13 protein-coding genes are annotated in these 14,596 nt (G+C 69.8%); 8 read left to right on the forward strand and 5 right to left on the reverse strand.

Features of this window, described 5'->3' with window-relative positions:
- Positions 1-33: 33 nt before the first annotated feature.
- On the reverse strand, positions 34-171 hold the full coding sequence (locus tag IEY95_RS49135) for a hypothetical protein (RefSeq protein WP_229703181.1): 138 nt from the start codon (positions 169-171) through the stop codon (positions 34-36).
- Here IEY95_RS49135 and IEY95_RS49140 point away from each other — a divergent pair.
- Positions 164-616 (forward strand): hypothetical protein, encoded by a 453-nt coding sequence (locus IEY95_RS49140; RefSeq protein WP_229703183.1) that lies wholly within the window; start codon positions 164-166, stop codon positions 614-616. The two genes, IEY95_RS49135 and IEY95_RS49140, sit on opposite strands and share 8 nt — an antisense overlap.
- Before the next feature lie 922 nt (positions 617-1,538).
- Positions 1,539-2,486 carry a hypothetical protein gene (locus IEY95_RS20845; protein ID WP_189187582.1) on the forward strand — a complete coding sequence of 316 codons (948 nt, stop codon included), beginning with the start codon at positions 1,539-1,541 and terminating at the stop codon, positions 2,484-2,486.
- Between the two features lie 31 nt (positions 2,487-2,517).
- Here IEY95_RS20845 and IEY95_RS20850 read toward each other — a convergent pair whose 3' ends face one another.
- Positions 2,518-2,946 carry a Rieske (2Fe-2S) protein gene (locus IEY95_RS20850; protein ID WP_189187583.1) on the reverse strand — a complete coding sequence of 143 codons (429 nt, stop codon included), beginning with the start codon at positions 2,944-2,946 and terminating at the stop codon, positions 2,518-2,520.
- Between the two features lie 268 nt (positions 2,947-3,214).
- On the opposite strand from IEY95_RS20850, the gene IEY95_RS20855 reads away from it, so the two are divergent.
- Both IEY95_RS20855 and IEY95_RS20860 read left to right on the forward strand, forming a co-directional pair.
- A complete protein-coding gene (locus tag IEY95_RS20855) occupies positions 3,215-4,282 on the forward strand; it encodes a LacI family DNA-binding transcriptional regulator (protein WP_189187584.1) in 1,068 nt (355 codons plus the stop codon).
- On the forward strand, positions 4,279-5,190 hold the full coding sequence (locus IEY95_RS20860; protein ID WP_189187585.1) for a carbohydrate kinase family protein: 912 nt from the start codon (positions 4,279-4,281) through the stop codon (positions 5,188-5,190). Before IEY95_RS20855 ends, IEY95_RS20860 begins: the two co-directional genes overlap by 4 nt.
- Before the next feature lie 160 nt (positions 5,191-5,350).
- Here IEY95_RS20860 and uvrA read toward each other — a convergent pair whose 3' ends face one another.
- Positions 5,351-8,395 (reverse strand): excinuclease ABC subunit UvrA, encoded by a 3,045-nt coding sequence (uvrA, locus tag IEY95_RS20865; protein WP_189187586.1) that lies wholly within the window; start codon positions 8,393-8,395, stop codon positions 5,351-5,353.
- 222 nt (positions 8,396-8,617) lie between these two features.
- Here uvrA and IEY95_RS20870 point away from each other — a divergent pair, with 222 nt between their 5' ends.
- On the forward strand, positions 8,618-9,307 hold the full coding sequence (locus IEY95_RS20870) for a maleylpyruvate isomerase family mycothiol-dependent enzyme (protein ID WP_189187587.1): 690 nt from the start codon (positions 8,618-8,620) through the stop codon (positions 9,305-9,307).
- Between the two features lie 9 nt (positions 9,308-9,316).
- The gene (locus IEY95_RS20875) at positions 9,317-9,973 is read left to right on the forward strand and encodes an MBL fold metallo-hydrolase (protein ID WP_189187588.1); all 657 of its coding nucleotides are present in this window, start codon (positions 9,317-9,319) and stop codon (positions 9,971-9,973) included.
- Between the two features lie 457 nt (positions 9,974-10,430).
- On the opposite strand, the gene aroQ is transcribed toward IEY95_RS20875, so the two are convergent.
- Positions 10,431-10,904, reverse strand: a complete 474-nt coding sequence (aroQ, locus tag IEY95_RS20880; RefSeq protein ID WP_189187589.1) for a type II 3-dehydroquinate dehydratase — start codon at positions 10,902-10,904, stop codon at positions 10,431-10,433.
- Positions 10,905-11,006: 102 nt separating this feature from the next.
- On the opposite strand from aroQ, the gene IEY95_RS20885 reads away from it, so the two are divergent.
- Positions 11,007-12,053: a S66 family peptidase gene (locus IEY95_RS20885; protein WP_189187590.1), complete on the forward strand. Its 1,047-nt coding sequence runs from the start codon at positions 11,007-11,009 to the stop codon at positions 12,051-12,053.
- A 93-nt stretch (positions 12,054-12,146) separates the two neighbouring features.
- Positions 12,147-13,415 carry an MFS transporter gene (locus IEY95_RS20890; protein WP_229703185.1) on the forward strand — a complete coding sequence of 423 codons (1,269 nt, stop codon included), beginning with the start codon at positions 12,147-12,149 and terminating at the stop codon, positions 13,413-13,415.
- A gap of 34 nt (positions 13,416-13,449) precedes the next feature.
- On the opposite strand, the gene IEY95_RS20895 is transcribed toward IEY95_RS20890, so the two are convergent.
- Positions 13,450-14,550 (reverse strand): calcium:cation antiporter, encoded by a 1,101-nt coding sequence (locus IEY95_RS20895; RefSeq protein WP_189187592.1) that lies wholly within the window; start codon positions 14,548-14,550, stop codon positions 13,450-13,452.
- Between the last annotated feature and the right edge of the window lie 46 nt (positions 14,551-14,596).

Here is a 14,596-nt window from a genome sequence, read left to right on the forward strand (position 1 = left end):
GGCGACCCTGTGGACAAGGCCCGGGGCCCTGCCTCAGCGCGACTCCGGGTAGGTCGACTCCGGGTAGGTCAGGGAGGCGAGGACACGACGGTGGTCGTCGGGCTCCTCCTGGAGGCGGAGTTTCCCCAGGATGCTGCGAACGTGCTTCTCGACGGTGCCCTCGGTGAACACAGGCGGCGGCCGATTCCCGCGTTGGACCGGCTCCGGCCATGAGGGCGAGGACCTCGTGCTCTCGGGAGCCCAGGAAGGACAGCGGATCGGCACGGCGCCGGGCGGAGACCAGCTCCTGCACCAGGGAGGGGTCCACGACCGAGCCGCCCTGGTGGATCCGGTCGAGTGTCTCGATGAACTCGTCCACGACGGTGATCCGGCTCTTGAGGAGGTATCCGACCTTGCGGCCGCCGGACAGCAGCTCCAGGGCGCCCTCGACCTCCACGTAGGCGGACAGGACCAGGATGCCGGTGGTGGGACGCTGCTCGGATCGCGGGCCGCCTTGAGCCCCTCGGTCGAGTGGGACGGCGGCATCCTTATGTCGATGATCGCCGGATCGGGGCGCTCGTCGGCGACCAGCTCCAGGAGCCGCGCGGCGTCGCCGGCCTGCCCGATCACCCCGTAGCCGACGCGCTCGCACAGGCTCGCCAGACCCTCCCTGAGAGGACGTCGTCGGCGGCGAGGACAAGCCGTCCCCGCCCGGGCTGCCGCGATGCGTCCGTGGTCCCGGCTCCCCTTGCCCGACCCGTCCGGTGCGCCCCAACAGCCTGCCGGACCCCCGAGGTTACGGCTGGCCGGAAGCCGAAAGGGGTGCCGGCCGTGACGACACGGGGACCTTCCGGCGGGATGCTCGAACCAGTGCGGACGCACGGACCGCCAGTGCAGACGCACCGTCCGCCAGCACGGACCGCCAGTGCAGACGCACGGACCGCGCAGTGCGGACGCAAGGGACGGCCGCCCCGGGCGAGGGGCGGCGGGTCGGACGGACGGTCAAAGGGCTGCGGGAGACATGGCGGACACGGACGGATCGAGAAACGACGGCGGTCGGTCCGTGCCCGCCGTGATCCTCATCTCGTCGCAGTCCCTGGAGGACTTCCAGGAACTCGTCGCGGCCAGTTCGGCCCGCGGCTTCCTCCACAAGTCGGCGCCTTCGGTACGGGCGATACAGGAGTTGCTGGGGCCTGGTCACCACTGCGACCACCGGGCGGAGCGGGGCGAGTCCGCCCGGCAGCAGACGGGGCGCCCAAGGCCGCGCAACGCGTCTCGTCTTCCCCGGTCGCCCTTCTGCTGGGCCCGCATGGTGCTGTTCAGGCGCTTGTACGCGAGGGCTGTCGCAGCCGAGGCCGTGGCGTCCGGACTCTGCGGTGAAGCATGTTGAGCATCAGGTGTTGTCGGGGCTTGGTCAACACGCTTCAATGCGGGGGAACTCGGGGCGTGAACGGCGGCAGACGCCTGTGAACGGACCGCGCGCGCCGGCCTGGCGACCCCGACGACCCCGCACGAACGGCCTGACCAGCCGTAGTGAACATTCACAGAAAGGCCCCTGCATGCGCCACGGCACACAGCACGCGGACGTCGCCACGGCGGAGCTGGAGACGGCTCTGCGGGGCGGCCCCTTCCATGTCGCGCTGCGCGCCGCGATCGCCGCCCGCGGGCTGCCGCTGCAGCGCGTACAGCACCATCTGTCGCGGTACGGGGTCAAGGTCGGGGTCACGAGTCTGAGCTACTGGCAGCAGGGCGCCCGGCGCCCACAGCGCCCCGAGTCGCTACGGGCTGTCCGCGCCCTGGAGGAGATCCTCCAGCTCCCCGACGAGTCACTGATCCGGCTGCTTGCCAAGGCGGACGAGCACTCCGGTCCGGAACGCCCCGCGGGCCGTTCGTACCGCTCCTTCGTGGAGGCCTCCGGGGTCCTGGAGCGGCTCCTGGCCGAATTGGAGTCCCCCCTCGACGGCGGGCTGCACACCCTCGGTCACCACGAACGCGTACGGATCGGCGCGCACCGTGAGCTGCTGGGCCGCGAGTCGCACCACATAGTGCGCGCCCACCGGGACGGCGTGGACCGCTATGTGGCCATCCACCACGGAGACCCGGGATGCGCTCCGGAGCGGATGGCGATACGCGCCCTGGAGAACTGCCGTACGGGACGGGTGCGCTGGCACCACGACACCGGGGTGCTCGTGGCCGAGCTGCTCTTCGACACACGCCTGCGCGCCGGCGATACGTTCCTGTTCCGCTACGGCTTCGACGACGGTACGGCCGGTGCGTCCAGCGAGTACGTCCGCGGCTTCAGCTTCGCGGGCGGGCAGTACGCCCTCCAAGTGCGGTTCGCCGAGGAGGCACTGCCCGCACGTTGCCACCGGTTCACCCAGCACTCGGCGGCGGCTCCGCGCAGCGGCCGCCAGGAACTCATGCTGAGCGGTCGCCACCGCTCGGTGCATCTGGTCGAGGCGCGCGTGCGGTCGGGGATCCTGGGGATCGGGTGGGACTGGGAGTGACCGCTCCCGGGTCGGTGTTGCGCGGGCCTCTTCAGGCGCCCGGGCCCGCGACGATCTTCCCGTCCTTCGTCTCCACGGACAGCTCGTGCAGCGGCACGGTGGCCGGCGCCTGCAGCACCTTGCCCGTCGCGGCGTCGAACTCACTGCCGTGGCAGGGGCAGATGAGCGTCGTGCCCTGAAGCTTGTTGATGGCACACCCTGCGTGCGTGCAGATCGAGCTGAACGCCTTGAGCTCGCCGTTCTCGGTGCGGCTGACCACGACATTCCGATCCCGATACAGCTTGGCACCGCCCTTGGCGATCTCACTCTCCGCACCCAGCTCGACCGGCGCGGTCGGTGTCGCGGGTGTCCCGCCGCCGTCACCGCCACCGGAGCACGCGCTGAGGGCGAGTCCGGCGACCGGGGTGAGCGCCGCTCCCCGCAGGACGGTACGGCGGCTCGCTGACGGACGGCCGGACATGGCATCTCCACTGGTCGGGGGGTGGACACCGACACGGGTAGGGGCGGTGCACACCGACGATACCGGCGTGAATCATTCCGCTCGTGGCGGGGGGCCGCTCCACGATGCGCACGTAAACGCTTATGCAAACGTATGCGTAAACGTATGCGCAATCGCTTGCGCAGTCGCCTGCGTAAACGCTTACGCACGCATTGACGTAAGCGTTTACGTCTGCCGCCGGATGGGATACGTTCCCCTGCTAGCAACCGGTCCCAGGGGAGGCAGCGCCATGGCAACAATGGTCGACGTGGCCCAGCGGGCAGGCGTGTCCACCGCGACCGTCTCGCACGTGCTCAACGACACGCGCCCGGTGCTGCCCCGGACGCGCCAGGCAGTCCTCGACGCCATCGACGAGCTCGGGTACACGCCCAACACCCTGGCCCGTTCACTGGTCACCGCACGCACGCGGTCCATCGGGCTCGCGGTATCGGCTATCAGCAACCCGTACTTCACGGAGATCCTTCAGGGCGTCGAAGCCGGCGCCCTGAAGCACGGTTACAGCCTGCTGATCGCAGATCCGCACGACGATCCGCAGCACGAGCGGAAAGTCGTCCAGCTGCTGCACGAGCGACGTGTCGACGGCATGATCATCGCGCCCTCCGCGGCTCCGGCCGAGCTCCTCGGCTACCTGGAGCAGCACGACGTGCCCACCGTGTTCCTGGACCGACTCGTCGACTCCCCCGCCGAGGGCCCCCTCCGATTCGACCAGGTCTGCACCGAGAACACCGAGCCCATGACAAGGCTGGTCACCCACCTCGCCGAACTGGGCCATCAACGCATCGGGCTGGTCGCGGGCCTGCCCGGGCTCAGCACCACGACCGAGCGGATCACCGGCTACCGTCACGGCCTCGCCCACGCAGGACTCCCGTACGACGAGCGGCTCGTGGCACACGGCAACTCCCAGGCCGATGCCGCCGAGGAGGCCACCCACGCTCTGCTGTCCCTCGCCACGCGGCCCACCGCACTTGTCACCGCCAACAACGCCATGACCATCGGTGCGCTGCGGGCCGTGCGCGAGCGTGAACTGGCCGTGCCGGACGACCTGGCGCTGTGCTGCTTCGACGACTTCTCCTGGGCGGACCTGTTCACACCCCGGCTGACCGCGATCGCCCAGCCAAGCAAGGAGATCGGGGCCCAGGCCGTCCAACTGCTCCTGGAACGGCTGGCGTCGCCCGGCCGCGCGGGCCGTACCGTCCGGCTGCCCTCCGCCTTCGTCCATCGCACGTCGTGCGGCTGCCCCGAGAGCTCCAAGAGCCCCGAGAGGCCCGAGAGCCACAGGAAAGGACCCGAGTCGTGATCGTCGTCGCCGGTGAGGCCCTGATCGATCTGGTACCGCAGGGCGCGGGCGCCCTCGTGGGCCTGCTGCCGCGCCTGGGCGGCGGCCCCTACAACACGGCCGTGGCACTTGGCCGCCTCGGCTCGCCCACGGCCTTCTGCTCCCGGGTCTCGTACGACGCGTTCGGCGAGGCGCTCCTCGGCGGTCTCGGCGAGGCGGGCGTCGATGTGTCGTCCGTGCAGCGCGGAGGGGAGCCGACGACCCTGGCGGTCGCCTCGATCGGCACGGACGGCTCGGCCGCATACTCCTTCTACGTCGAGGGCACGGCGGACCGTCTCTTCTCCGCATCGGACCAACTCCCCGACGCCACCAGGGCGGTGTCCTTCGGCACCTGCTCGCTCGTCCTGGAGCCGGGCGCGAGCGCATACGAGGAACTGATGCGGACCGCCGCCACGCGCGGCGTGTTCACCGCGCTCGACCCGAACATCCGGGCCGGGCTGATCCCCGACGCGGACGCCTACCGGGCCCGATTCAAGAGCTGGCTCCCCTCGGTCTCGCTCCTCAAGCTCTCGGAGGAGGACGCCCGGTGGCTCGGGGGCACCCCACGCGACTGGTTGGCGTCCGGCCCTGCGGCCGTGGTGATCACCCAGGGTGGCGACGGCCTGACGGCGTTCACCCATGACGGGTCGGTCCACTCCGTACCCGGCGAACCGGTCGACGTGGTGGACACCATCGGCGCCGGCGACACGGTGAACGCGGCGCTGCTGCACGGCCTGGCCGCGCGAGACGCCCTGTCACCGGCGGCGATGGCAGCCCTCGGCACCGACGGCTGGACCCAGTTGCTGCGCTTCGCGGCCCGCGCGGCGGCGATCACCTGCTCACGCGCGGGAGCCGAACCGCCGTACGCCTCCGAGCTCGGTGACGTGTAGCGGGACGCTCGGCTCTCCTGGACGTGCAGTGCGACGAGCACAGGGCGGGGGACTGTGCCACGCGCGGCGCCCCACGGGGAGTTCCCGTGGGGCGCCGTATTTCTTGGACTTGTCAGGCCGTGCGCGGTCGTCCGATGGGGACCCTGAAGGCCTGTTCGAGTCAGGCCTTGCGCGCCCGCGTGGTCTTCTTCGCGGGGGTCGCCTTCTTGGTGGCCGTCTTCTTCGTGGCCGCGGCCGCCTTCTTGGTGGCCGTGTTGTTGACGGCCTTCGTGGTCGTCTTCTTCGCCGTCGCCTTGGCCGCCACCACCTTCTTGGCGGCGGTCTTGCTTACTGCCTCTACTACGGGGGCCGCGTCGCTGATCCGGTCGGCGCCGAGGATCTCACGCAGGAACTTGCCGGTGTGGCTGGTCGGAACGCCGGCGACCTGCTCGGGCGTGCCCTCGGCGATCACGAGCCCACCGCCGTTGCCACCCTCGGGACCCATGTCGACAACCCAGTCCGCGGTCTTGATGACGTCGAGGTTGTGCTCGATGACGATGACCGTGTTGCCCTTGTCGACCAGGCCGGACAGCACCGCGATGAGCTTGCTGATGTCCTCGAAGTGCAGACCGGTGGTCGGCTCGTCGAGCACGTACACCGTGCGGCCCGTGGAACGCTTCTGCAGTTCGCTCGCGAGCTTGACGCGCTGCGCCTCGCCGCCGGACAGCGTCGGCGCGGACTGGCCGAGCCGGACATAGCCCAGGCCGACGTCGTTGAGCGTCCTCAGGTGGCGGGCGATCGCCGGGACAGCCTCGAAGAAGCCGAGGGCCTCCTCGATCGGCATGTCGAGGACCTCGGAGATGGACTTGCCCTTGTAGTGGACCTCCAGGGTCTCCCGGTTGTAGCGCGCCCCGTGGCAGACCTCGCAGGGGACGTACACGTCCGGCAGGAAGTTCATCTCGATCTTGATGGTGCCGTCGCCGGAGCAGTTCTCGCAGCGGCCGCCCTTGACGTTGAAGGAGAAGCGGCCGGGCAGATAGCCCCGCACCTTCGCCTCGGTCGTCTCCGCGAACAGCTTGCGGACATGGTCGAAGACTCCGGTGTACGTCGCCGGGTTCGACCGGGGTGTCCGGCCGATGGGCGACTGGTCGACGTGCACGACCTTGTCGACGAGGTCGTCGCCCTCCACACGCGTGTGCCGCCCCGGGACGTTCCTCGCGCCGTTCAGCTCGCGGGCCAGGTGCGTGTAAAGGATGTCGTTGACCAGCGTCGACTTGCCGGATCCTGAGACACCGGTGACGGCCGTGAGGACGCCCAGCGGGAAGGACACGTCGATGTCCTGGAGGTTGTTCTCCCGGGCGCCGTGCACCGTGAGCTTGCGGCTCGGGTCGGCGGGGCGGCGGATGTCCGGGGTCGCGATCTCCTTCTTGCGCGACAGGTACTGGCCGGTCATCGATTCGGCGTTGGTGAGCAACTCCTTCAAGGGGCCGCTGTGCACGACCTTGCCGCCGTGCTCGCCCGCGCCGGGGCCGATGTCGACGATCCAGTCGGCGACCTTGATGGTGTCCTCGTCGTGCTCGACGACGATGAGCGTGTTGCCCATGTCGCGCAGCCGGACCAGGGTCTCGATCAGCCGGTGGTTGTCGCGCTGGTGCAGACCGATGGAGGGCTCGTCGAGGACGTACAGGACGCCCACGAGTCCGGAGCCGATCTGGGTGGCCAGACGGATGCGCTGGGCCTCACCGCCGGAGAGGGTGCCGGCCGCGCGGTTCAGCGACAGGTAGTCGAGGCCGACGTCGACCAGGAAGCGCAGCCGTTCGTTGACCTCCTTCAGGACGCGCTCGGCGATCTTCTTGTCGCGGTCGTTGAGCTTCAGCTCGCCCAGGAAGTCCGCGCAGTCGCTGATGGACATCGCGGCGACCTCGGCGATCGACTTCTCCATGACGGTGACCGCGAGGACCAGCGGCTTCAGGCGGGTGCCCTCACAGGTGGGGCACGGCACCTCTCGCATGTAACCCTCGAAGCGCTCGCGGCTCGCGTCGCTCTCGGCGTCGCTGTGCCGGCGCTTCACGAAGTTCACGGCACCCTCGAAGGACGCCATGTACACGCGCTCGCGGCCGTACCGGTTGCGGTAGCGGATCTGGATCTGTGTCTTGTGGCCGTAGAGCAGGGCCTTCTTGGCGCGCTGCGGCAGGCCCGCGAAGGGGATGTCCGTCCGGAAGCCGAGTGCGTCCGCGAGGGCGCCGATCTGACGGTCGAAGTAGTCCTTGGTGTGCCCGTGCGACCAGGGGTGGATGGCGCCCTCGTCGAGGGACTTCTCCTCGTCCGGGACGATCAGCTCGGGGTCGACCTCCATGCGCGTACCGATACCGGTGCACTCGGGGCAGGCGCCGAAGGGCGAGTTGAAGGAGAAGGAGCGGGGCTCCAGCTCTTCGAAGGAGAGGTCGTCGTACGGGCAGTACAGGTGCTCCGAGTACATGCGCTCGCGCTCGGGGTCGTCCTCGGGGAGGTCGACGAAGTCGAGCACGACCATGCCGCCGGAGAGGCCGAGGGCGGTCTCCACGGAGTCGGTCAGGCGGCGCTTGGCGGAGTCCTTCACCGTGAGGCGGTCGACGACCACCTCGATGGTGTGCTTCTCCTGCTTCTTCAGCGTGGGCGGCTCGGTGAGCTGGATGGTCTCGCCGTCGACCCTGGCCCGGCTGTACCCCTTGGTCTGGAGATCGGCGAAGAGGTCGACGAACTCTCCCTTGCGCTCGCGCACCAGCGGCGACAGGACCTGGAAGCGGCTCCCCTCCGGCAGCTCCAGGACCTTGTCGACGATGGCCTGCGGCGACTGGCGCGTGATGGGGCGGCCGCACTCGGGACAGTGCGGCTTGCCGATGCGCGCGAAGAGCAGGCGCAGATAGTCGTAGACCTCGGTGATGGTGCCGACCGTCGAGCGCGGGTTGCGCGAGGTCGACTTCTGGTCGATGGAGACCGCCGGGGAGAGGCCCTCGATGAAGTCGACATCCGGCTTGTCCATCTGACCGAGGAACTGCCGGGCGTACGAGGAGAGCGACTCCACGTAGCGCCGCTGCCCCTCGGCGAAGATCGTGTCGAAGGCCAGCGAGGACTTGCCCGACCCCGACAGGCCCGTGAAGACGATGAGCGAGTCGCGCGGGAGGTCGAGCGAGACATTCTTGAGATTGTGCTCGCGCGCTCCACGGACGATGAGACGGTCGGCCACGCCGGTCCGCACCTTTCTTGAGAGAAGTGACAGGGGCGGGGCCCCCGTCCTTTTCAGACTAGGGGGAGCCACTGACAGCGCCGGTTGGTTTCCCTGCTTCACAACAATTCCGGGCCATCCAGCATGCCCGACGCCGCGCCCGAGCTTATAGCACGGGTATTCGATTTGCGGGGGTGGTCGACCACCTTCACCCAAACGTGTGGCGGGGCTAGGGTCGGCCTCATGATTGATCATGTGCGCGACCTGGCGTCTGTACGTGACGCGACCGAACGGCTGCTCACCGCAGCCGCCACATTGGACAACGCGTCCGTGGCCGAGCCGTCACGGCTTCCCGGCTGGAGCCGTGGCCACGTCCTCGCCCACCTCGCCCGCAACGCGGACGCTCTCGTGAACGTCCTCGAAGGGCGCCCCATGTACGTCTCCGGCGACGCCCGGGACATCGACATCGAGCGGGACGCGCCACGCCCGCTGGACGCACAGCTCGCGGACGTGCGCGAGAGCGCGGCCCGCTTCCAGGAGGCGGCGGACGCGCCCGCGGACTGGTCACGCACGGTGGAGCTGCGCAACGGGGTCACGGACTCGGCGTCCAGGGTGCCGTTCCGGCGGTGGGTCGAGGTGGACCTGCACCATGTGGATCTGGGGATCGGGTACGAGCTCGAAGATCTTCCGGAGGAGTTCGTGGAGCGGGAGATCGAGTTCCTTGCCGACCGTTTCGCCGACCATCCCGAAGTGCCGACCACGCGGATCACGGACGGCACGCGCGCGTGGAGCACGGGGCGCGACGCGGAGGGTGTCCCTGAGGTCACCGTGAGAGGCCCGGCGCCCGCGCTCCTCGGCTGGCTCGCGGGGCGCCGTGACGGGGCCGATCTGACGGTCGACGGCGGCCTGCTTCCCACCCTCCCCCCGCTATAGGCTGCCGTCATGACGTACAGCGGAGCGGTGAAGGTCGGCGGCCCTGCCGATGTGCATGAGCTGCAGAACCTGATGATCTCCAAGGTGGCCGTGGGCCCGATGGACAACAACGCCTATCTGCTGCGCTGCCGGGCCACCGACGAGCAGCTGCTGATCGACGCGGCGAACGATGCCTCGACGCTGCTCGCGTTCATCGGTGACGACGGCATCGCGTCCGTCGTGACCACCCATCAGCACGGTGACCACTGGCAGGCGCTCGCGGAGGTCGTGGCGGCCACCGGTGCCCGCACCTACGCGGGCCGGGACGACGCCGAAGGCATCCCGGTGCCGACCGACGTCCTCGTCGACGACGGCGACACGATCCGGGTGGGGAACGTGGAACTCACCGCGCGCCACCTGGTGGGGCACACGCCGGGCTCGATCGCGCTGGTCTACGACGACCCGCACGGGCATCCGCATGTGTTCACCGGGGACTGCCTGTTCCCGGGCGGTGTGGGCAACACGCGTAAGGACCCCAAGGCGTTCGCCAGCCTCATCCACGATGTCGAGACCAAGATCTTCGGCGTGCTGCCGGACGAGACCTGGGTCTACCCCGGGCATGGCAACGACACGACGCTGGGCGCGGAACGACCGCATCTGCCGGAGTGGCACGCGCGCGGCTGGTGAGCCCGAGCGTAGGGCGCGTGTCCCTTGGGCACGCGCCCCACGCCTCGCCCATTGGGAGCGCGCCCCCCGCCTTCCCATGAGCGAGCGCCGCGCATGACTCATGCGCCGGCGCCCCTCCGCGTCTCCCAGCCGCGGCCCGCGCATTCAGGTGCACGCGCGTGAAACACGCGCCCCGTGTGAACCGAGCGCACGCGCCGGTGTCACGCGCGCGCTCCCGGCGCAGGCACTGGTGCAGTCCACTGAAGGCAGCCCCGCACAGGATGACGGCTCCTGTGCGGCAACGGGCCGCCGGCCTTCGATCCCCGCCCTCGGCCGGCGGCCCCGGCAGAGCTTCTTGTCGAGCACACGGCTTTGCTTCTCGTGGAGTGTTCACGGGACTGCGACACCCGTTCCCGCGGTGCGGACATGTGCCCGTGTGACCTCGACGGAGTCCGTGTGTCCGCCGCCCACCCCTCCGTCAGGCGTCCGCCTGCCCCGTGCCTGCCAGCGCCGCGACCCGCTCCACCGCGAACGCGTACCCCTGCACACCACAGCCCGCGATGACCCCGTCGGCGCGGAGCGAGACGTACGAGTGGTGCCGGAACTCCTCCCGCTGATGGATGTTGGAGATGTGGACCTCAACCACAGGAAGGCCGTCACAGGTGTTGAGCGCATCCAGGATCGCAACGGAAGTGTGCGAATAGGCGGCCGGGTTGATCACAATTCCCGCGTGGTTCAGGCGCGCTTCGTGGATCCACTCCACCAGTTCGCCCTCGTGGTTGGACTGCCGGAAGTCCACCGTGCCACCGTGTGCGGCCGCCGCCTTGGCACACAGCGCCTCCACGTCCGCGAGCGTGTCCGAGCCGTAGATCTCCGGCTGGCGCTGCCCGAGGAGATTCAGATTGGGCCCGTTGAGAATCATGATCGGGGCGTCGGCGAGGGTGCGGGGCACGGTTCCTCCGGTCCTTCGGGTCTGCCGGTCCGTTGAGGACCGCTGCTCGGACCCGGTTTATCACGGTGCACGGGAGTGTTGGCCGCCCGTACCCTCCCGCCCATGACCACTCCCTCGTACCCTCCCAAGCCGTCGCCCGGCGACCGGATAGCGGTGATCTCGCCGTCCACGGCGCTGCCGGGCCTGCTCCCGCTTCCGTACGAACTGGGCTTGGAGCGGCTGCGCAAGGAGTACGGCCTCGAACCGGTCGAGTATCCGACGACCCGGAAGATGGGCTCGACGCCGCGGGAGCGGGCGGACGACATCCACGCGGCGTTCGCCGATCCCACGATCAAGGCCGTCATCGCGTCGATCGGCGGCGACGACCAGATCACCGTGCTGCCCCTGCTGGACCGGGAGTTGATCCGCGCCAACCCGAAGCCGTTCTTCGGTTACAGCGACAACACGAACCTCCTCGCATACCTGTGGAACGCCGGAATCGTCGGCTACCACGGTGGAACGGTGATGTGCGAGTTCGGCCGCCCCGGCGCCATGGATCCGCTGACCGCAAAGTCGCTGCGGGCCGCGCTGTTCACGTCCGGGCCGTACGAACTGCGCCCCGCCGACCGCTTCCGGGACGTCGACGGTCCCTGGGACGACCCGGCGACCTTCGACTCCGAGCCCCCGACGGAACCGGGCACCGGCTGGACCTGGCACCGTCCCGACCAAGTAGTAGAGGCCCCGTCCTGGGGCGGCAACATCGAGATCCTGTCCTGGCTGCTGATGGCCGACCGTGAGATCGCCCGTGATCCTTCGGTGTACGACGGACATGTGCTGTTCCTGGAGACCTCGGAGGACATGCCCAAGGCAAACGACGTCTTCTGGATCCTGCGCAGCATGGGCGAGCGTGGCCTGCTGCAACGCTTCCCGGCGCTGGTGATGGGTCGCCCGAAGGCATGGTCGTTCGAGCAGCCCAACGACGCGGAGGCCAGGGCCCGTTATGTGCGAGAGCAGCATGAGGCGGTGCTCCGGGCCGTCGACATATATGCCCCGGACATGATGGTCGTCTTCGACGTGGACCTTGGCCACACCGATCCGCAACTCGTCATCCCCTACGGAGGCACGATCCGCGTCGACGGTCCTGCCCGGCGCATTACCGTCACCTACTGAAGCGGACCTCACCACCACGCGCCCCCGTAACCGTTGGTCACCGTGGGTAGTTGACGCGGCATGCACGACGTACGCACCGTAAGGGCGCCTTCCATGCTGCGGCTCGCGGCCGCCTCGCTCGCCGGCACAGCCATCGAGTTCTACGACTTCTTCGTCTACGGGACCGCGGCCGCGCTGGTCCTCGGGCCACTGTTCTTCCCGACGTTCTCACCACTGGCGGGGACGCTGGCGGCCTTCGCGACGTTCGGCGTCGGGTTCGTCGCACGCCCTCTCGGCTCGGTGCTGTTCGGGCACATCGGGGACCGGCGCGGGCGGCGCCCCGTCCTGGTCGCCTCGCTGCTGCTGACCGGCGCGGCGACCGTCGCCGTCGGCTGCGTACCGACGTACGACAGCATCGGTGTGGCCGCTCCCGTGCTCCTCCTTGTGCTGCGTTTTCTGCAGGGGCTCGGACTGGGCGGGGAGTGGGGCGGGGCCGTTCTGCTGACCGCCGAGCACGCGCCCGCCGAGCGGCGCGGGCTGTGGTCGAGCTTCCCGCAGATCGGACCTTCGCTGGGGTTCGTGCTGGCCAACGGCGTGATGCTGGTGCTGTCGGCGACACTGACCGACGCGCAGTTCGCGGCGTGGGGGTGGCGGGTGCCGTTCTGGGCGGCGGGGGTGCTCGCGGCAGCGGGGCTGTGGCTGCGCGGCTCGCTCGCGGAGAGCCCGCGGTTCCTGGAGATGCGGGACCACGCGCGCGTGCCGCTCGCCGAGGTGGTGCGTGACCACTGGCGGCTCGTGCTGCTGACGGCCGGGGGGCTCGCGGTCGGATACGCCGTGTTCTACGCGGTGACGACCTGGGCACTCGCCTACGGTGTCGAGCGGCTCGGTGTGAGCCGCACCGTCATGCTCACCTGCATCATGGCCGCCGTGGTGGTGAAGGGCTCTCTGACGCCCCTGATCGCCCTGCTCGGCGACCGCTACGGGCGGCGGCCGCTGTGCCTGGCGGGCTGCGCGGGCGCCGCGCTGTGGATGTTCCCGATGGTCGGGCTGCTGGCCACCGGCGAGCCCCTTCTGATGTTCCTCGGTTTCCAGGTGGCGCTGATCGCGTTCATCACGATGTTCGCCGTCATCGCCGCGTATCTCCCGGAACTGTACGAGCCCCGGGTGCGCTGCACGGGCGCGGCGGTGGGCTACAACCTGGGCGGGGTCCTCGGGGGCGCGCTCACGCCGATCGTGGCGACGGCGCTGGCGAGCGGAGCGCGCATCCCGTGGGGCGTGGCCGCGTATCTGACCGGGATCGCACTGCTCAGCCTGGGGTGTTTCGCGCTGCTGCCGGAGACCCGGCCCGTGACGCGGCTGGCGGTCGTCCAGGCGGCGGATTGACGGACCACGCCGCGCGAACGCCTGGGTGACCGCGTCAGGGGTTGATCGCCAATTCCAAATAGGCCGCGAAGAGCACCAGATGGACGCCTCCCTGAAGCGGTGTCGCGCGCCCCGGAACCACCGTCAGAGAGCTCACCACCACGGTCAGCGCGAGCAGCACCATCTGGGTGGCGCCGAGGCCGAGAACGAGCGGCCCGGAGAGCCAGACGGACGCCAGGGCAACGGCGGGGATCGTCAGTCCGATGCTGGCCATCGCGGAGCCGAGGGCGAGATTCAGGCTGGTCTGCACCCGGTCGCGGCGGGCCGACCGCAGGGCGGCGATGGTCTCGGGGAGCAGGACGAGCAGCGCGATGATCACGCCGACCACGGAGTGCGGCATGCCGGCCGCCTCGACGCCGGACTCGATGGTGGGCGACACGCCCTTGGCGAGCCCGACCACGCCGACGAGAGCGAGGCCGAGCAGCCCCAAGCTGATCCCGGCGTCGCGGGCGGACGGGACGCCGGCGTGCTCGTCCAGGTCGATCACCTCGCCCTGCCGGGTGATCGGTAGGAAGTAGTCGCGGTGGCGCACAGTCTGGGTCGTCACGAAGAGGCCGTACAGGAGCAGCGAGGCGAGCGCGGCGAAGGCGAGCTGGGCTGTGGAGAACTCCGGGCCCGGCTTGCTGGTGGTGAACGTCGGGAAGACCAGGCTGAGCGTGGCGAGCGTCGCGACGGTCGAGAGAGCGGCGCCGGTCCCTTCCGGGTTGAAGACGGCGAGCCTGTGGCGCAGCGAGGCGACGAGCAGGCACAGTCCGACGATGCCGTTGCACGTGATCATCACGGCTGCGAACACCGTGTCGCGGGCCAGGGTCGCGCTCTTGGCGCCGCCGTCCACCATCAGGGTGACGATCAGCGCGACCTCGATGATCGTCACGGCGACGGCGAGCACGAGTGAGCCGAAGGGTTCGCCGACCCGGTGCGCGACCACCTCGGCATGGTGGACGGCGGCCAGCACGGCCCCGGCGAGGACCAGCGTCACCAGCGCGACGACCGCCCCGGGCAGGTGACGGCCCCAGGTGAGGGCCAGCAGCACCACCGCGACCACGGGCACGACGGCCGTCCACTGCGTCACGGGTGACCGGAGCCGAGCGATCATGCTGCGATCGTCGCAGGCGTACACGGGCCCCGCACTCCGGTGCGCG

It is taken from the genome of Streptomyces albiflavescens, from assembly GCF_014645835.1.
Classification (GTDB): domain Bacteria; phylum Actinomycetota; class Actinomycetes; order Streptomycetales; family Streptomycetaceae; genus Streptomyces; species Streptomyces albiflavescens.